The organism is Bacillus sp. 196mf (genome assembly GCF_003217275.1).
GTDB lineage: Bacteria > Bacillota > Bacilli > Bacillales > Bacillaceae_G > Bacillus_A > Bacillus_A thuringiensis_S.
In genome coordinates, this window is sequence record NZ_QJTG01000008.1 from 91,293 (window position 1) to 110,204 (window position 18,912).

Below are 18,912 nucleotides of genomic sequence, written 5' to 3' on the forward strand. Positions count from 1 at the left end.
GTAGATACTAAATAGTCCGGTTAATCACTATTCATCTAAATACACTATACTAATAAAGTGAAATTTATTCGAAAAAAATTCATTAGTTAATACGTAACTAATTAAGAAACATTCATATACCAGCCCAAACATCTTTTCCATATCGCCCTTCATCTTGCACACGATCCAACCAATTTCTTGCTTCTTGTTCACTGACTTCATGAATTTCTTGATACGCTTGACAAAGGGTATCTTCTACATCCGGAGCCATTTTACTTCCATCACCACATATATAAAGATGAGCTCCATTATCTAATAACGAAATTAAATTGATTCTATCTTGTTTTATTAAATGCTGTACATATGTTTTTGGATGTCCCTCTAGACGAGAAAAAGCTGTGTGTAAAGAGATTAATCCATCTCTTTCATCATTTTCTAGTTCTGTACGATAGAGATAATCTTTTTCAGGATGACGACAACCAAAATATAGATGCGCTTGTCCTAAGTTAATACCTTTTTGCTTTTGAACACGACGCGCTTGCAAGAATCCACGGAATGGTGCAATTCCAGTACCTGGCCCAACCATAATAATTGGTGTTTCTGGATCTTTAGGCAATTCAAAGTTTGATTGTGGCGTTCGAATGAAACAGATAATCTCATCTTTACTATGACGCTGAGCTAAGTAATTAGAAGCGACGCCTTCATATGTCCCTTCTCCACTCCATGCAGGCGCATTAACAACACCGACCGTAATGCTCAGACGATTGTGTGCAACGAGTGGAGAGCTTGAAATAGAATAGTAACGCGGTTTGAGCGCAGGAAGAAGTTCTAAAAAGCGTTCAAATCGGATTTCACAAGCCTCATACTTTTCAAGAAGGTCCAACATTGAAATCCGTTTCTTTAGTATTTGTTCATGGTAAACTCCTTCTTCTAATAATGCTTCCAATTCTTTTTTATGAGGAGGACATGCTGTGAATGTTACCATTTCTCGTATTTGTGCTCGAGTGGCAGCTTCTTGAACTTCAACACTATAACTAAGAAGGTCCAATAAACTAACAGGACTGTCTAAAGGTATGTGATTTATACTTCGTCCACTTGCACTCAGTATAACTTGATCCTTCCCATTTAATCCAAAACGTTTTAAAATTCGGTTGATATTTTTCTCGCTATTAACTGGCAACACTCCAAGGTGGTCTCCTTCTTTATATGTAGCGCCTTCTGGCAAAGATACCTCGATATGTCGTGTACTTCTATCACTGCTGGGTGATTGGAGTTCACGATTTTCTAGTATAGATGCATAAACTGCTTCATATGTTCGTGCAAGAGGAGATCCTCCAAGACGACTAACAAATTGCAGACTCAAAGTACTGCGCTCTTTTTCCATATTTTTGTTGAGCTCCAATCCAAATGCCTTCATCGCATCAGACCACATGTTTTGTTTCCATTGCTCAAGCTGTTCCTCGAAATCACCACTTGCATCTGCTTCTCCGCGTTTAGAAAATCTTGTTGCTCCTTTTTGAGCCATCTGCTCATCAATGTATCTTGGAATCCGTTGGTAGGTACTAGCCCAATTATGATCTCCACAACCAAAAACTGCGTATTGAACCCCTTTTAGCTCATCTGGTTTTAGTTCCTCCAACCATTGCACAAACTGCCCTGCATTACTTGGCGGTTTTCCATTATAAGAAGAAGTCACAATAAGTACCGCTCCTTCTTTTGGCAAATTTCCAATTCGATCGTTAAGAGCTACCACTTCCGTTTGAACTCCTTCTAAACTAGCTGTATCTGCTAATTCTCTTGCAATACCTTCTGCTACACCTGTATCCGAGCCATACAGAACAAGAAGTGAAAGATTATCGGCCCCAATAATAGAAGGTGTCTTCTGGACGTGCTGCTTAATTTCATCGTTTTTCAGCTTGTCCTCTGTAGGTGCAAGAACAGTAGGATGACTAATAGTTTGTTTTCGGGGTAGAATCCTAATCTTAAAATCACCGGGCTTTAGCGTTAATGTTTGTTTTACGTCCAGCTGATAGTTTTGATAATCGATTAATTCAAAATGTTGAAGAAGCATTCCCATTACAAGAGTCGCTTCATGAAGTGCAAATTGCATACCGATACATGCTCTCTGGCCATTTCCAAATGGCTTATAAGCATGATGAGGAACCTTATCCAGCTCTTCAAATCGTTCAGGTTGGAATTCTTCTACATTGTCTCCCCATGCATCTTTATCCCTATGTAGCTGTGGAATAAGAACAGAAATACGATCTTCTCCTTTCTTAATTGGGTATTTCCCGCCAATCACTGTATCTTCTTTTGCATAGAGACTGAATGCTGGAGCGGTAGGCCATAGACGTAGCGATTCATTTAAAATCATCCGTATATACTTCAGTTTCATAACTTGTTGGTATGTTGGAGTAGGATCCGTCAAAACACGGTCTACTTCTTCATAGGCTTTTTTCAACTTATCCGGATTCTTTAATAAAAAGTAAATTGCAAAAGATAACAATCCACTTGTTGTCTCATGTCCAGCTATTAAAAAAGTGATAATTTGGAAACGAATGTTTTCATCATCTAATTTTTCACCAGTTTCCGGATCCTGTACATTTAACATACGGGAAAGTAAATCATTTTCTTCCTGATTTCCACTACTTTTACGTTCAGCAATAATATTATCTACTAAAGAAAACATAGATTGGATATCATGTTGAAATTGACGTTTCGTTCTCCACATGAGTTTGTCTTCTATATCTAGCCGCTGCAATTGGTGCATCGCCTCATCTAGAGCACGGCTCATGCTAGTGATAAAAGGATGAGGGGTCTCACGATAAAAGCTATTAAATCGGTAATTAAAACCACATAGACCAATTGTATCTAACGTAAGACGAGTCATATCCTCCGGAACATCTACGTTTTCATTCGGATTAAGCCGTGCCCATTTTTGAACGAGTTGTACAGCAAGATCGACCATCATGGCATGGTAATCTTTCATTGCCCGTTGGCTAAATGTAGGCATCAAAATATTATGAGCTTTTTTCCAGTTAGGCTCGTGAGTCTCGCTAGTAAATAATCCGTCCCCAGCAAAGGCACGAACTTTTGCTAAAGCACCCTCTATACTTTTATCGAACCGTGTTTCATCACAAACTTCTGCTACCAATTCATGTCCAGAAACGACAATGATGGTATCACTTAAAGTTTGAATTTGAAAAATGGGACCATACTCTTCCGCTATCTTGATAAAGGATAGCGTCGGTTTATCTTTATCGATTAATGGGAGATTACCCAGCGGTCCATATGTTTTCGGCTGAGGAATGGCAGATACTTTTTTTTCCATTTAAAACACCCTTTCAAAAAAGCATGAAATAAAGTGAAACTTTAATCAGTGGGGGTTTTGTTCATCCCCCACTGATTATTAGTTGAACCAATCGGGCTTTTACGGGCAGTTGGTCCCCCACCTAACTTCTTTGCTTCCGCTAAATTTTGAGGTGGGGGTCTTACTGCCCGTTAATGCGGGATAACATATCCCATTTAATAAAGAAGAAATAGCAACTAATCGCCTGGGATAAAGATATGTAATTGATTACCTTATTTTATCTTTTCCCTAACTATTCATGATTATGATATTGAGTATAAGCTTGGCAATTAGATTTATAACTTGTAGAAAAATACTAAATTAAAATGAAGCGAATAAATATAATTGGAGCCTTTTAATGTTGGTGTTAAAAGATAATCTAAACTTGTAATGTTTATGAGAAATTGCAAACGGATCTCATCTCTTGTATTTGTTTATAAAAAAGATTATTTTGATTCATTTTCTTCTAAAACACCCAAAAATAGAGAAGTTGACGAGCTTAAGATTGTAGTATTCGAAAAATCAGTAGTTTAGTTAAACCAATACGATAAGCAAGTATACCTTGTTATTAATGAAAGAGGACCTGATATGAACATCAGGTCCTCTTTTACTATATAATTATTTCCCTGCTTCTTTTAGTTTTTTCTAGCTTTAAATACCGGCGCCTTAGCAGCAAAAAAACTTGTAGGAATCTTTATCTAGCGTTTTATTCTTCTCTACCGATTTAACTTCTCGACAGCCTCCGCACTTGTATCTACACGTTTAACGAAAAAAACTAATAGTAGTGCAACAACATTCATGCCAAGCGCTACATAAAATGAATATTGAATTCCAGATAATAAAGCCTTCTGAGTTACTATTGCCTTCGTAGTTTCTGTAAAGGTTGTTGGATCTATATCAGACATTAAACTTTCAGCTTTTGTTTTTGTTACAGAGTTCATAATCGTAACAAGGATAGCAGTACCAATCGAACCGGACACTTGTTGAGCTGTATTATTAACAGCTGTACCGTGCGGATTTAAACGAGTTGGTAATTGATTAAGACCATTTGTCATAAGTGGCATCATCACCATCGCCATCCCAAACATCCGCAGTGTGTAAATAAGAATAATATGTGTGTGACTAGAGTCGAGTTGCAGGTTTGCTAGCATATAAGTTGAAACAGCTGTAATGGAAAGCCCCACTATGCCAAGAATCCGAGGACCATATTTATCAAATAGTTTACCTGTAATTGGTGACATAATCCCCATTATAACCGCACCTGGAAGCATCATCAGCCCAGAGCTCAGCGGCGAAATACCACGGACGTTTTGTACATAAGCTGGTGTTAAAATCATACCCGAAAACATGGCCACCGCGTTAACAATTGCAATTACAGACGCAAGTGCAAACATTGGGTACTTGTAAACACGTAAATCCAATAACGGCTCATCCATTTTTAATTGACGAATAATGAAAGCAATTAGGGCAATAGCACCTATGATTAAGGTTGTTAAGACAACTTTATTTGTCCAACCATCGGAGCTTGCAGAACTGAATCCATATAACAAACCGCCAAAACCGACAGAAGATAATAGTAATGAGAGATAATCAAGTTTTGCATTTTTGTTTTGTTTCATGACATTCTCAGATTTCCAAATCCCTAACAGTAAGCTAATGATTGCTAACGGTAAAATCATTTCAAAAAGCAAACGCCAGTCATAATACTCTACAATATAACCTGATAGTGTCGGTCCAATTGCTGGAGCTGTAATCATAACTAGTCCAAAAATCCCCATTGCTGTTCCCCTTTTTTCTCTCGGAAAGCTTACTAGCATAATATTCATTAACAAAGGCCCCATAACTGAAGAGCCTGCCGCTTGAACCATCCGACCAGTAAGTAATAAACCAAAATTCGGCGCTACAGCCGCTAAGGCAGTACCAAGAATAAAAATCACCATAGAGGTAATAAATAGGCTTCTATTCGAGAAACGCGTTATTAAAAATGCTGATGCCGGAATTAATATACCACTTACAAGCATATACCCTGTAGAAAGCCACTGGATCGTTGAATAATCTTGAATGTCTAAATCTTTCATTATTGATGGCAAGGCTACATTTAAAAGCGAGTTATTTAGAAATGAAACAAATGCCCCAATAAAAAGAATTACAAGCATTAAATATGGTGGTTTTCTTTTATGTAATGTTTCACTCATATATTTAATTGCCCCTTCATTATAAATTTCATTGATTCGTTTAAATCGTTTACATATTTGCACAAGAAAACATTACCCTTGCAGTATTTTGCCAAACTCTTCGAATGGATATTCTCTTTTTAGCAATTCCACTTGCCCAACATAACATTTTAAAATCTTTTTGTTGATTAAACCTTTATAAAAATGTTTGTTAACGAAATTTAAATTAGGCTGAAATATATAAAAGAAGCAACTGAAAATACCCTTCTAAAATAAAGTGAAACTTTAAATCAACAAGTCCACACACCCATTCCTTTAAATACAGGCTTGTAGATCTAGTTATGTAACCATCCATAAAAAGGAATATTACATAGGCTAAGTCTAACATTACATTTTTAAAGTGAGGAGAATAAGCGTATGCACCAATATTGGTATTTGAATTCAAAGGGAAACGGGGAACAATATACTAACCAAATTTCATTATATTCACAGCCCGAAATAACTAAATCTGAGGTAATGAATGATTTGAAGCTTCCTGAGAATTGGAGTTACCGAGTCTATCCAGTTAGTTGGGATTCACCAGCCAATTATACGGGGTTCAGTCCCCAACCCCCTCCCTTCTCTTGGGGGCAGCCAATCAATTATGCAGGGATGATGCCCCAAGGACATCCCGATAATTGGACTCCACTACCAGGTCATGAAGGTTTTAATTTTCAAAAACCTTCCTTCCCCTGGGCGCAACCATTCAATCATACAGGGATGTTCGCACAAGGGCATCTTGCCGCTTTACTATCGCCGCCAACTAAGCCTTTTCATTTCAATACCAATAACTCGGGTGTTTTTGGAAACCCTCCAGGATGGGGTAGTCCGTGGGCCCCAATGGGATGGGGAAATAACGGAGGTAACGGTCAGCCAGGAATGCTTGGAAACTTACTTACAGCAGGAAAAGGCACCATGAGTGGAATAGGAATGATCAGTAGTCTAATCGGGATGGGGAAGTTCTTCTTTTAGTTAATTAAAGTGATAGAATTGGTCCGCAGCTCAGACATTCCAACAAAATATTTCATTTTCCATTGATTTAATGTTTTCAAACATGTACTCCTCAATATATTTATTGTGTGCTTCCAATACTCCATCCAAGTTCGTCTCCTTGTCTTTCAATTTATAAAAAAATCTGTTGCAACTCTTTAGACAACAATTCCAGTTCATACAAAATCAATAAGTTCATAACAAAAACGCCATCTCTTCCTATGATTCTAGGGAAAGAATAGCGTTTTTGTTACGTAACAATTAAGTTGTTTCATTCTTGTTTATTCAATAATTTCATTGTCATTTCTCTGCATTTTTAGCCTGATAGCGATATGATCATAACCCGTAAAATGCCATTTCTTTTACTTATGCTTTGCTAAAAATTCTGTTATGCGACGATATACATATATTTCATTTTCTTTTTTTGAAAATCCATGCCCTTCATCGTCTAATACTAGGTATTCTACATCTACTCCTTGTTTTTGCAACGCTTGAAAAATTTGATCCGATTCTTCCTTTACAACTCGTGGATCATTTGCCCCTTGGATGATAAGGAGTGGTTTATTCATTTGATTTAAGTAAGTAATTGGTGAATCTTGTATAAGCTTATCTTTATCATTATTAATATCACCTATTAAATTAACTGCGAGCGGTTTCCAATTTTCAGGCATAGATTCGATAAAACTAAATAAATTGCTAGGTCCAAAAATGTCAATGGCTGCACGGAAATACTCTGAATGACGCCCGTGAAGCAATAAGGTCATATATCCTCCATAACTACCGCCCATAACAAATAACTTATCAGGAGTTGATATCCCCTGTTCAAATAACCATTCGATCCCTGCTACACAATCTAAACGCGGTGCTTCTCCCCAATCACCTTCAATCATTTTTGTAAACGTTGAACCATATCTTGTACTACCTCTAAAGTTTGGCGCAAAAATATTATATCCCTGCCTTAATAAATATTGAAATAATGCTCTGAAATCTTTCGTCTCAGCACTTTGTGGACCACCATGAGGCCAAAATATTGTATATCCGTTTTGTACTTCTCCTTTCGCCCGGAATAATAATGCTTCTATGTTTAACCCATCAAAAGAGGCATATGTTATAACATCCGGTTCAACAAAAGAAGATTCAGATAAACCAATAACATAGTTTTTTGTTAATGCTGCCCATTCTGTATCTCTATTCTTCTTGTAATAGATGTTTGCTGTTTTCTTCGCACTTTCACCTAGTAAATATAAATTTTCCGATTTTGTAATTTCAATTTGACTTATCGTATCTACCGGAGAATTCAATAGAATTAACTCTTTTTTATCCCATACAAATTTATATAACCTATCTGTAACACCTTTCGACGAAACAATGTAGCCATTTTTTGTTTCAGCATGCCATTTTATATCGGAAATATCTTCCTTCTCTATTTTACAGATTGGTTTGAATTCCTGTTTATTTAAATCAAAAGAAGCTACATAGGAAAACTCTTCTTCATAATTTGTAACGAAAATCACTGTATTTTCATCAATATAAGAAATGGAGCCTACAGTATGTTCTTTCTCAATGGAAGGTACTAAACAAATAAGTTCTTCTCCTTTTTTTACATATCCTACATTATATGTATTACTATATGACTTTAAAACAATGTAACTTGATTCATTCGGACTTACTGCCTCTACATATGTAGGTGTCTCCACACCAGTTAACAACAGCGTATCTTCTTTTGTGCGTATATTATAACAACGAGAGTTTAAGAACATTGGGTTATCTTTACTTGTGACATAGTATAATCGTTCCCCATCCTCTGTTAAATGCACAAAGTAATCCTTTTCTGTCTCTCCTGCTGGAATCAATTCAAGCAATCCACCACCCTCTGGTTTTAATGCATAAATATGATAATTTTCATCCCCATCTTTATCAAATCCAGCTAAAATAAATCGATTTAAAGAATCCATTTTAATAAAATTGCTTGATTGATTACAATATGTTAATGGATAAGGGGATAAATTGGGTAAATCCATCGCCCATAAATTAGAATGACCATTTAAGTTTGTACTAAAAATTAATTTCCCTTCATCTTCACTAACTGTAAACCTACCAATACTATAGGATCTAAAAAATTGTTCAGCATCTTCCATAGGAAATTGAATCATCTTTCTTCCTCCACTCTACCTTATATCTAAAAATTCAGAACATCTTATATATAAAGATTCTACATTTTCCTATTTATCCCTTTTGGGTTTTATTTAGATTTACTTCTACCTTCTACTTCTTCTTATTAACATTACATAACGATGCGGAGAGTTTTTTAAACAACTCCTCTTTTAGCCGTGAATATATTCTTTACTATTTCACGATTACTTCTCATTCGATATTTCTCACTAATTATCCCTCAAAGCGAAAAATAAGTGGGGAATTAGAGAGCAAAATCTACCATATACTTTTATTCAGCTAACTTCTCACCAGTAACAATCTTCATAAAAGCAGCTGCGTCTTTCTCTGCTAATTGAGCGTACTGATTATCCCCCGCCATTATTTCTAATTTATCCTTATTAGGACTAATCCACATTTGATATAAAACAGCTTTCGCTTCTATTTTCGGATTTTTAAACTGAAAAACAAACTGATAATCAGCTGAACGAGACATTTCCACCTTTTTATTTTCAAAGTTAGTATCATTTAATATTTTCTTTACTTGCAATACTTTATTCTTGTCTGTAATTACCTTCAAATCCTCATAATGATTATCACCAGCATATTTTTGCACTTCGATTGTTTGATTATGATTTCCTATATTATTTGAACAGCTGGTTACTACAAATAAACAAATCACGCTGAAGACTAAATACAAATTTCTCATTTGCATAGCGCTCTCCGCCTTTAGTGTATATAATAGTTCACTTCCATTACGCTTTTAAAATGTAAAATAAGAATACACCCCATAAGCCACAAATAAGATTAATAGAATAGAAATGCCGAGTACCGTATATATAATCCATTTTAAATTTGAATTCATATCATCCTCCTACCTCTCGATAATTCCAGTATATAACAAAAAAGCATTGGATACCCAATGCTTTTTACACTTACGCAAATAGAGACGTATTCGCATATAAAGCTGGTGAACCACCTGAATGTACGAATAAAATATTGTCTTCCTTATTAAAATTACCTTTTCTAATTAAGTCGATTAATCCCGCTACTGCCTTACCTGTATACACTGGATCAAGTAAAATACCTTCTGTTTTCGCAAGTAACTGAACTGCCTCTACCATTTCCGGCGTTGGTAACGCATAGCCTGGCCCTACATATTCATCAAAGCACATAACAGCGTCGCGCGGGATAAAGTTTGGAATACCAACGTGTGCTGAAGTTTCATCTACAAGTTTTGCTACTTTCTCTTCTTGCTCAGCTTTTCCTCTACTTACGTTAATCCCGATTACAGGAATATGGCTTTGCGTTCCAGAAAAACCAGTAATTAAACCCGCATGCATACCAGCGCTACCGCTTACGCAAACAACTGAACTGAAATCAATTCCTTGCTCAAATGATTGCGCCATAATTTCTTGGGCACAAGCAACGTATCCCATTGCGCCCGTAGGGTTTGATCCACCAACTGGAATTACATATGGTGTACTACCTTTTTCACTTACTTCTTGTGCTACTTTATGCATCTCTTCCATCAGGTCTGCTCCGTTCGGTACAACAATGACGTTTTCAGCACCTAATAAGTGATATAAGAAATAGTTTCCGTTAAAGTCTCTCTTCTCTTCTGGCTCAAGCCCTTCCTCTAATACAAGAATACATTTCATTTTTTCTTTTACCGCAGCAGCAAGTGTCAGGCGGCAATGATTTGACTGAATACCACCAGCTGTAATTAACGTATCTGCACCCTTTTCCTGTGCATCCGCAACTAAAAATTCTAACTTTCTCGTCTTATTACCACCGGCTGTTAAACCAAGTAAATCATCTCGTTTAAAATAAATAGTCGGGCCACCAAGTGCTTCTGAAAAATTGTTTAACTTTTCAATTGGTGTATATGATTCTGTATATTTTTTTCTCGGGAATTTAGCTAAATTCATTGTAACGCTCCTTTTGTACTTCTTTCGCAATATATGTAACGTTACTATTATTACACGTAAAAATGGTGAAGTCATCTTTCTCGGTTAAAAATGTATTAGAATTTCATTTTGATAAGTAAAACCGTATTAATGATTTTAGCTTAATTACGGTACATGAAATTTATATCAACGATTTTTTAAATATATCGTTCATTACTTACAATATATCAACGATTTTTCAAATATATCGATCGTAACTTGCAGTATATCAACGATTTTCTTAATATATCGATCTATCGACAAAAAACGACAGACAGGCAACCCCTTTCTCATCAACAAAAAAAGAGCCCACACATTCAAATGCAGACTCCCTCCAATCACTTATTTACCGAAAAACGAAGTAACTGCGTTAATCCCGGCTCTAAATTCATTTCACCTTTATGGCGTACGTATACGACTTTATCTCCATCAAATTTCGGAGGGTTTGCTTGACTATACGTATGCCACTCATTCGTTCCTTCTATAGAATACTCCATATATTCATTTGCACCGACAATTATATTTTTACGATCATCTGCCGTTACATTTGGTGCCATCTGCGCAATTTTTGAATCACTAATTAATAACTTCTTTATATCCTTATCACGTTTGTAATCGTAAGCTGTCACAATTACATCGTTACCATATGCTTTCACTTGTAACCCTTGTTTAAATGAATAGCCATCTGGAGCAGTTTTCTCTCCTCCATTTGGCCCTGCTGACATCCAGCCTGTTTCAATCCCGCCCGTATTTACAACAGTGAAACCTTTTTCATCTCCGCCTGTAATTTTCTTTTTACCAGCCCAGTCAGGTAAGTTTAAATCCCAATGTGTATGACTCGTGAAGAAAACAACCTGCGGATAGTCTTTTAATATATCGTACAATTTATCCACGTTTAAATAATCTTGTAAATATGGTGATTGTCTTGATCCAGATACTGTATCAGGTAAAACGTGATGAGAGAAAATAAAGATTGGCTTATTTTTATCTTTTTGACTATACTCTTCTAAATTTTGTTTTAACCAACCTAATTGCTCATCACTCATATATACTTCGTCCCACATTTTTGAATCGTGGTATTTCATATATTTTTCAGTTCCTAAAAATAAAAGTGGATAGCCATCTAATTCTTTTTTATGATATACCTTTTCTTGTCCACTAAATTGTAAGTAGCGACCAAATAGTGTTTCTTCCGTTACACCATTTGGCCATGTACTTTGAGAGAGTTTCCCATCCGCTGTCCATTTACCAGCATAAAACTCATGATTCCCAACAGTAGACCATACATTTTCTGGATGCTTATTTTTATTTAACACACGCTTTACATCCTCATATTGTGACTGTTGTCCAGTCGGCGTTATATCCCCATTCATAATAAGCGCTCTAGAAAGTGGCGTCACTTTGTTCATATCTTTTAGCACATGATCAAAATCCCCTAAATCACCTTGAATATCACTAATAACATTAAAAGTTGTAGCTGATTTTCGCGCTTGCTCTTTCCCTTCCGCATGCACTGAAAACGTCGGTAATAATGCCGCCATAACTGCTAACGAAGCAACTGTCTTTTTCATACAAATTCTCCCCCTAATAATAGAATGTACAAACTGACATGTTCTGCTTTCTCTTAGGTGCTTGTCCAATTCACATTATAAGGAGGGATTGTAAAGATAGATGGAATAAAAAATTAAGTGTTTTTTAAGAGATTTTGTCTTTTTTTCACACTCCACAATTAGTAATTCGCGCCAATCTAGCTTTCTAGTCTTTAACATTACATAAATGTAAATGAATATGATGAATCTCTTCGTTTGATATGTTGTCTTTTTAATCTTTGTTATATAACCGCCACAAAATACGCTCTCTTTTCAAGTTCTCTTCATTTAATAAACGTTACTCCCCTTCTAGTTCGCTTTAAAATTATAAATCGGCTTAATAATATGTTTAATATCAATTGTTTCTTTTGTATTCTTAATAATTTCATCCATTGGCTTATATACCATTGGTGCTTCATCTAAAGTACTTTCTGCAACAGATGTAGTCCAAACCTCTGTCATTGTATTTTGAAAATCCTCTAAGTTAAGTACTTCTTTCGCCTTCTTACGGCTCATAATACGTCCTGCTCCATGAGGGCCAGAAAAGTTCCAATCTGGATTTCCTTTACCAAATGCAATGATAGAACCGTCTCTCATATTAATTGGAATGATTACTCGTTCATCTTTCTGAGCTGAAATAGCACCTTTTCGTAGAATCATATTTTCCATATCGATGTAGTTATGAATTGTAGTGAATTGATCGGTTACATTCCAATCCATTTTAGTGACGATTTCATCAATCATTGCTTTACGATTTAACTCCGCATATTTTTGAGCAATTTTCATATCATTCATGTAATCTTTAAATCCTTGTCCTTCTAAATAAGCTAATTCTTTGCGAATCACCGGTTTCTTAATTTCACGTAAAGCTTCATGTATTTCTTGTTGTCTACCTTCTTTCGTTAAACGTTCAATGATTTCTTCTTTAATAGATTTAACGTTTATAAGTTGCTCGTAAGCAAAGTTTTGATAATACTCTGCTACCTGTTTCCCTAAATTACGCGAACCACTATGAATGACAATGTATACATTTCCTTTATCATCCTCATTCAGTTCGACAAAATGATTGCCCCCGCCAAGTGTACCAATACTTTTTTGAGCACGTTGCAATGTAAACGGGGCTCTTACACTATCAAAATCAATCATTTTTGAAAATCTATGTTCCTTATCTCGAATACGAAAACCACTTGGGACAAATTTACGTATCGTTTCGTCTAAGTGATCGAAGTTGATTTCCTCTTTTTTCTTATTAATCATAACAACTTCCATGCCACAACCAATATCGTACTTACCTCTCAGTTTCCTGAAAGAGTGGACTATACCTTCTCTACAGTCATCGAGATATGCAGTCTCTACTGTAGGCTCACCGTATTAATTATTCCTCTTCAATTCAAAATGGATGAGGAATAATTCTGTACCTTAGTCTGCTAACATGGTACAAGTCTCTGAACCATTCGATTATGTCACCATAACCACTGGCTGCTGATTGCCCTCGCCTTTTATCGTTAGGGTTCCCAGTCAATTGAGTGAGTAGTTTAAAGTCTGAGCCGATTAGTTAACCCCGACTAAATTAGGAACAATCTTATCTTGAATTGTCATTGTTGTCCCAACCGTACAACCTGCGCCCGCATGTGTATCTGGCATAATACGGATCTTGCTATCCTTTACGAATTGTTGGTTACAAAGATCAATAATTTGACCTGCTGCAGTTTTTTCTACATTCGTAGTAAACACTTTTGCTTCATTGTATTTCCCTTGTAATTTCAACATCTTCTATTTCCCCTTTCCTTTAGTTTCTACAAAACATTAATTTATAGATATTATATATTTATAATTATATTTTCCACCACTACAGCTCATTTCCTTTTTTTATAAAAAAAGACACAGAGATTCCTCCCTATGCCCACAAATCATCTATTTCTTCACCGCATGCACATAATGCACCGTCTCAAAAGCTTTCAAATAATCGTTTCGTCCTTCAAAATATAATGTATTTATGTCTTCTGGCGATAAATGCTCATAAATAAGTAAGCCCGCCTTCTCTAACAGTGCTTCCATTTCGGCATAAGAAAAACATGATTTCATTGGTTCTCCGCCTACCGCAGCCATTTTCACCATATTTTCAACTCGATTGGACAGTCCCTTTTCCGTAAACAAATTTTCATCGGGATAATCAAAAACGATAGAACTACCTGCCGGAACCATCTCGAATAAACATTCTAATAAACTAGCAAGTTCCTCTTTCGTTAAATAGTACGTAACACCTAAAAGGCTAAAGAAAGTCTTTTTATTTTCAAATCCTTCATTGCGTAACTGTTCATAGGAAAATCCTTTCGTAAAATCCATTGAAACAAAATGAAGGTTATTTGGAACTTCAATTTCTACTTCTTTTATTCTTTCCTTCTTAAACGCCTGCGTAGAAGGATGATCCACTTCAAATATTTCTATTTTATTTTCTAATTCTCGGTGTCTAAAACTGAACGTATCTAAGCCTGCACCGAGTATGACGTATTGTTTCGCTCCTAATGTAATTTCATGTAAGAATACTCTTTCACAATATGCAGCACGTGCTAAAGGTGTTGGTGATAACTGAACTTGCGTAATCCATTTTAATATTTCTTTTGGATTGTCTTGAAACTGCTCTGCAATGTCTTTATTGAAAAAGTGAATCCCTTGAACCATGTTCGTTTCAATATTGTTGCGTTCTTTTTGTGAAATGAAATCTTTAGCTACATAATCATCAAAGATTTTAGGATTATCAAATTCACTATGATACGCCCTTCCGAAAGCTGATACTAACGACGTTACACTTGCTTCACCTTGTTTCACGCACATACACTCTCCTTCATTTTCACAACAAAAATAGGGTTCCCCTGGCCAGGAGAACCCTATTATACACCTTATTTTTATATTGGTAAATTATAGCATAAATAAGTTTTTTTGTCAAGTTTTCAACCTACTAACGCTCCAACAATTTGTGTAATCTCTAGCAGGAAGACTTCGATCTACACCGAATATTCCAGTTTATAACAACACAAATGGAGGGCGTCATGAAAAGATTAGTCATCATTACAGTAGGGAAAACACACAGTGGAAAAACTACATTTGCAAAAGAGCTAGAAAAAGAGTTACCTAATTCTTTTATTATGGACCAGGACAACCAAGCTGAATTTATTAACACACATTATGAAAAATTACAGCCGACAGAAGGTTCAAATATACTAAAGCACGGTCTTTCAAAATTCATTGTTGATTATGCGAAAGAACATACAAATTTACACCTTATTATTTGTAACTCCAATCGCAGTAAAAACGGAAGATTCTATTTACTAAACGAAGTATTTCCACAAAATGAATATATACGCATACTCGTTCATTTTGCCATTCCAGATGATGTACTTTATGAAAGAGTAGGCCTTAGTAAACGAAGTACAAATATTTTTAGGGGAAACTATTCCAGTTTCAAAGAAGTCCTCCACCGCCAACAAGTTAAATCACTACATGAAGACGTAGTAGATCCTATAGAAAATGGAGCTGATTATTTGTTTGTTATTCGTAACAGTAAGGATGTAAACTCTACTATATTAAAAATTGTCCATCTTGCTAAAGAGTTCTCCCCTACTCCAAAATAAGAGACTATAAAAATTACATAATCATAGATTATTATGCAAATACTTCCTCTAGACGGCGCAGATGGTATATAATGATGGAAGAATCTACTTCTATATGCTCATTTTTACACAAAACAGCTCATGCATATGAAAGAAAAGAGGTACAAAAATATGAAAACAAAACAAACAATCGCTGCGTCTACACTAGCTTTAGCAATGATTGCTGGCGCAAACTCTGCTCATGCAGAAGTAAATGATGCTACTCCTCAGCAAAGTACGGGAGATCGATTAGCTGAAATTAAGCAACATAAACAAGAGTTAGATGCGAAATTACAGCAACACAAAGAAAACGTGGATCAAACATTAAATGAACTTAACAAAGTTAAGGAAAATGTTGATACTAAGGTGAATGAACTACATGAACGTAAACAAGTTGCTGATGAAAAGATTAACGAAGTTAAACAGCATAAACAAGAACTAGATGCAAAACTTCAGCAAGACAAACAAATCGCCGAAGATAAAATTGCTGAAATTAAAGAGCATAAAAAACAAGTAGAAGATAAAGTTGCTGAAGTAAAAGAGCATAAGCAAAATATCGATAACAAAGTTAATGAGATTAAAGAACATAAACAAACTGTCGATGAAAAAGTGAATGAAATGAAGCAACATAAAGAGAACATTGATCAAAAGGTTAATGAACTTAAGGAAGTTAAAAAACAAGTAGATGAAAAATTAGCTGAGTTAAAGAAAGCGAAACAAACTGCTGAAGACAAACTCGCTGAACTAAAAGAAAACAAGCCGAATACTGGTAACACGTTAGAGGAACTTAAGAAAATTAAAGGCAATTTAGACAGTCTTTCCGCTAACTTAGAACTAGCTAAACAAGATGTAAAAAACAAACTAGCTGAATTACAAAAGGCTAGAGAAGATTTACTAAATAAAATTAACGAAATTAAACAATCGAAACAAACTGTTTCAGACGATTTAACAAAGAAAAAACAAGACTTAGATATTAAAATCAACGACTTTAAGCATACTGAGAAAAAAATTGACGACAAATTAGCTGAGTTACATACAACGAAGCAAAATGTTGATAACAAGATTAATGAAGTATCACAGTCTAAACAAACGCAAACAGATAATGGTACTAAAAGCAATAACGCTAAAGAACTTCCTAACGCTGGTAGCGAGCAATCAAACAATATGGCTCTAGGAATGCTATCTGTATTAGGCGGGATTTTATTACTTACTCGTAATAAAATTAAAACGTTATTCTCTAAATAAATCCATTAAAAAAAGGAAAACCGCACATACAGGTACGGTTTTCCTTTTTTTATATTAACTGTCCATCTCGAAGCGTCAATATACGATCACATACATCAAGCATTCTTTCATCATGTGTAATCATAATTGCTGCTTTTTGGCTCTCTTTCACTTCACGTTTCATCATTTCAACAACTTCACGTGCGCGTTTTGAGTCTAAGCTTGCCGTTGGCTCATCCGCTAATATTAAATCTGGGTTGTTCATGAACGCACGAGCAATTGCTACCCTTTGTTTTTCCCCGCCAGATAGTTGATTTGGATAATGATTCTTTCTTTCTCCTAATCCAAATGCCGCTAATAAATGATCTGCACGCTTTTCGGATTCTTGTTTACTTTCTTTTTTTAGCTTTGCAATGTAAAGTAACTGTTCTTTCACATTTAAATATGGAACAAGGTTTGCAAACTGGAAAATGAATCCAATTTTTTTCAAACGAATGTCTGTCATTTCCTTTTCTGATAGCTTCGTAATATTTTGCTCACGAATGTAAATATCTCCTTTTGACGGTGATAATAAAGCACCCGCGATCGATAATAACGTACTTTTCCCTGATCCAGAAGGGCCAACGATTCCGATAAATTCTCCAGCTTTCACATCAAGCGACATCGGATGAAGGGCTGTTACTTCCGTATTTCCTTCTCCATACACTTTACTTACTTTGTCTAATTTTAATAATGAAGTCATTACATCCCGCCTCCAATTGCTTCTAATGCATCAACTTTTAATACTTGGTATAACGAAATAAGTGTTCCTAAAATACTAATTACGATAAAAATTGCTGCGTATTGTGCAATCATCGGTGTTGTTAATAAGAACGGCATACCCGCTGGTAAAATTTGTTCTAACCCTTGTACAAGAACGATACTAATTACCATCGCAACGACTGATAAGAATAACGCCTGTACGACTAAGCTATTTGCTAAATACGAGTTCTTCGTACCAATTGCTTTTAATACACCTAGTTGCTGTGTTTTTTGCAGTGTAATGACGTAGAAGAATACACCAATTAGTAATGCAGCGATTACAAGTAAGAACGCAATAATCATCGTTAACGTTCCTTGCTCTTCTTTAAATCCTGGAATACTTTGCAGTACTTCTTTTTTATCGATAACGTGAGCATTTTTAATTTCTTTATCTGTGTTAAGTGCGATTGCACTATAATCTTTTTGGTTTGGTTGTGAAATAGCGCCCCATACGTCTTCATTTACATAAACGACTGGTGTATGGCTAAACATTTGATCTTTCGTAAATCCGACGATTTTAAATTCTTTCTTTGAAACAGGATCGATAATTGTATCCCCAATATCGATTCCTTTTTCTTTAATTGATTCATCAGCAACCATTTCGTTGTTTGCTGTACCTAACTTCTCACCTTTTACAATGTTCGGTTCTAAAAATGTATCGCGTTCACTTGAGAAAATAGCGATATCAACCTTTTTCGAACTATCTTTCTTTTCATATGTTGAAACTTTCACACGAAACGGAACTGCCTCTTTCTCGCCTACTTGACTTACTACATTATCTACATCGTCTTTCTTAATTTGTGAACGAAGTAATTTATTTTCCGCATCATCTGCTAAAACGAACTTATTTGCCTCCATATTTTGAATCGATGAAGCATTATCATATGATAATCCATTTGCTAATCCTGAAATAACAAGGACTAAAAATGATAGTAACACCATAATGAGTCCGATTAATCCGTATCTTAATTTTGATTGTTTCAATTCGCGCAGAGCTAAAAACATTTCGCTCGCTCC

General features: G+C 35.6%; 14 protein-coding genes. 3 read left to right on the forward strand and 11 right to left on the reverse strand.

Annotated features, from left to right (window positions below; all coding sequences use genetic code 11):
* Positions 1-112 precede the first annotated feature (112 nt).
* Complete coding sequence (gene cypD, locus ATL10_RS13890; RefSeq protein WP_090977605.1) at positions 113-3,310, reverse strand: bifunctional P-450/NADPH--P450 reductase; 3,198 nt, start codon at positions 3,308-3,310, stop codon at positions 113-115.
* A gap of 734 nt (positions 3,311-4,044) precedes the next feature.
* Entirely contained in the window at positions 4,045-5,523 is a 1,479-nt protein-coding gene (locus ATL10_RS13895) for a DHA2 family efflux MFS transporter permease subunit (RefSeq protein ID WP_016098696.1), read from the reverse strand.
* A gap of 396 nt (positions 5,524-5,919) precedes the next feature.
* Between ATL10_RS13895 and ATL10_RS13900 the strand changes: the two genes are divergently transcribed.
* Positions 5,920-6,513, forward strand: coding sequence for a hypothetical protein (locus tag ATL10_RS13900; RefSeq protein WP_000554433.1), 594 nt, complete (start codon positions 5,920-5,922; stop codon positions 6,511-6,513).
* 380 nt (positions 6,514-6,893) lie between these two features.
* On the opposite strand, the gene ATL10_RS13905 is transcribed toward ATL10_RS13900, so the two are convergent.
* The 7 genes from ATL10_RS13905 to ATL10_RS13940 form a co-directional block, all read right to left on the reverse strand.
* Entirely contained in the window at positions 6,894-8,684 is a 1,791-nt protein-coding gene (locus ATL10_RS13905; protein WP_097822309.1) for a S9 family peptidase, read from the reverse strand.
* Positions 8,685-8,974: 290 nt separating this feature from the next.
* A complete protein-coding gene (locus ATL10_RS13910) occupies positions 8,975-9,397 on the reverse strand; it encodes a YhfM domain-containing protein (protein ID WP_001178454.1) in 423 nt (140 codons plus the stop codon).
* A 220-nt stretch (positions 9,398-9,617) separates the two neighbouring features.
* Positions 9,618-10,613, reverse strand: a complete 996-nt coding sequence (gene cuyA / locus ATL10_RS13920) for a D-cysteate sulfo-lyase (protein ID WP_090977601.1) — start codon at positions 10,611-10,613, stop codon at positions 9,618-9,620.
* Positions 10,614-10,969: 356 nt separating this feature from the next.
* Positions 10,970-12,202: a DUF4073 domain-containing protein gene (locus tag ATL10_RS13925; protein WP_110497029.1), complete on the reverse strand. Its 1,233-nt coding sequence runs from the start codon at positions 12,200-12,202 to the stop codon at positions 10,970-10,972.
* A gap of 327 nt (positions 12,203-12,529) precedes the next feature.
* Positions 12,530-13,489, reverse strand: coding sequence for an RtcB family protein (locus ATL10_RS13930; RefSeq protein ID WP_000454386.1), 960 nt, complete (start codon positions 13,487-13,489; stop codon positions 12,530-12,532).
* A 282-nt stretch (positions 13,490-13,771) separates the two neighbouring features.
* Entirely contained in the window at positions 13,772-13,990 is a 219-nt protein-coding gene (locus ATL10_RS13935; RefSeq protein ID WP_110497031.1) for an RtcB family protein, read from the reverse strand.
* Between the two features lie 144 nt (positions 13,991-14,134).
* The gene (locus ATL10_RS13940; RefSeq protein ID WP_100910126.1) at positions 14,135-15,055 is read right to left on the reverse strand and encodes a class I SAM-dependent methyltransferase; all 921 of its coding nucleotides are present in this window, start codon (positions 15,053-15,055) and stop codon (positions 14,135-14,137) included.
* A 215-nt stretch (positions 15,056-15,270) separates the two neighbouring features.
* On the opposite strand from ATL10_RS13940, the gene ATL10_RS13945 reads away from it, so the two are divergent.
* Both ATL10_RS13945 and ATL10_RS13950 read left to right on the forward strand, forming a co-directional pair.
* Positions 15,271-15,852 carry an AAA family ATPase gene (locus tag ATL10_RS13945; RefSeq protein ID WP_072939027.1) on the forward strand — a complete coding sequence of 194 codons (582 nt, stop codon included), beginning with the start codon at positions 15,271-15,273 and terminating at the stop codon, positions 15,850-15,852.
* Positions 15,853-16,002: 150 nt separating this feature from the next.
* On the forward strand, positions 16,003-17,115 hold the full coding sequence (locus tag ATL10_RS13950) for an LPXTG cell wall anchor domain-containing protein (protein WP_072939030.1): 1,113 nt from the start codon (positions 16,003-16,005) through the stop codon (positions 17,113-17,115).
* Between the two features lie 49 nt (positions 17,116-17,164).
* Here the strand turns inward: ATL10_RS13950 and ATL10_RS13955 are convergent, their stop codons facing one another.
* Both ATL10_RS13955 and ATL10_RS13960 read right to left on the reverse strand, forming a co-directional pair.
* Positions 17,165-17,836 (reverse strand): ABC transporter ATP-binding protein, encoded by a 672-nt coding sequence (locus tag ATL10_RS13955; protein WP_000202606.1) that lies wholly within the window; start codon positions 17,834-17,836, stop codon positions 17,165-17,167.
* Positions 17,836-18,900, reverse strand: a complete 1,065-nt coding sequence (locus ATL10_RS13960) for an ABC transporter permease (protein ID WP_072939034.1) — start codon at positions 18,898-18,900, stop codon at positions 17,836-17,838. The genes ATL10_RS13955 and ATL10_RS13960 overlap by 1 nt, the downstream gene beginning before the upstream one ends.
* Positions 18,901-18,912 lie beyond the last annotated feature (12 nt).

What these genes read in the sequence shown, in the direction of transcription:
- cypD (WP_090977605.1), bottom strand. Translation starts at nt 3,310, where the DNA reads ATGGAAAAAAAAGTATCTGCCATTCCTCAGCCGAAAACATATGGACCG.
- ATL10_RS13895 (WP_016098696.1), bottom strand. Translation starts at nt 5,523, where the DNA reads ATGAGTGAAACATTACATAAAAGAAAACCACCATATTTAATGCTTGTA.
- ATL10_RS13900 (WP_000554433.1), top strand. Translation starts at nt 5,920, where the DNA reads ATGCACCAATATTGGTATTTGAATTCAAAGGGAAACGGGGAACAATAT.
- ATL10_RS13905 (WP_097822309.1), bottom strand. Translation starts at nt 8,684, where the DNA reads ATGATTCAATTTCCTATGGAAGATGCTGAACAATTTTTTAGATCCTAT.
- ATL10_RS13910 (WP_001178454.1), bottom strand. Translation starts at nt 9,397, where the DNA reads ATGCAAATGAGAAATTTGTATTTAGTCTTCAGCGTGATTTGTTTATTT.
- cuyA (WP_090977601.1), bottom strand. Translation starts at nt 10,613, where the DNA reads ATGAATTTAGCTAAATTCCCGAGAAAAAAATATACAGAATCATATACA.
- ATL10_RS13925 (WP_110497029.1), bottom strand. Translation starts at nt 12,202, where the DNA reads ATGAAAAAGACAGTTGCTTCGTTAGCAGTTATGGCGGCATTATTACCG.
- ATL10_RS13930 (WP_000454386.1), bottom strand. Translation starts at nt 13,489, where the DNA reads ATGGAAGTTGTTATGATTAATAAGAAAAAAGAGGAAATCAACTTCGAT.
- ATL10_RS13935 (WP_110497031.1), bottom strand. Translation starts at nt 13,990, where the DNA reads ATGTTGAAATTACAAGGGAAATACAATGAAGCAAAAGTGTTTACTACG.
- ATL10_RS13940 (WP_100910126.1), bottom strand. Translation starts at nt 15,055, where the DNA reads ATGTGCGTGAAACAAGGTGAAGCAAGTGTAACGTCGTTAGTATCAGCT.
- ATL10_RS13945 (WP_072939027.1), top strand. Translation starts at nt 15,271, where the DNA reads ATGAAAAGATTAGTCATCATTACAGTAGGGAAAACACACAGTGGAAAA.
- ATL10_RS13950 (WP_072939030.1), top strand. Translation starts at nt 16,003, where the DNA reads ATGAAAACAAAACAAACAATCGCTGCGTCTACACTAGCTTTAGCAATG.
- ATL10_RS13955 (WP_000202606.1), bottom strand. Translation starts at nt 17,836, where the DNA reads ATGACTTCATTATTAAAATTAGACAAAGTAAGTAAAGTGTATGGAGAA.
- ATL10_RS13960 (WP_072939034.1), bottom strand. Translation starts at nt 18,900, where the DNA reads ATGTTTTTAGCTCTGCGCGAATTGAAACAATCAAAATTAAGATACGGA.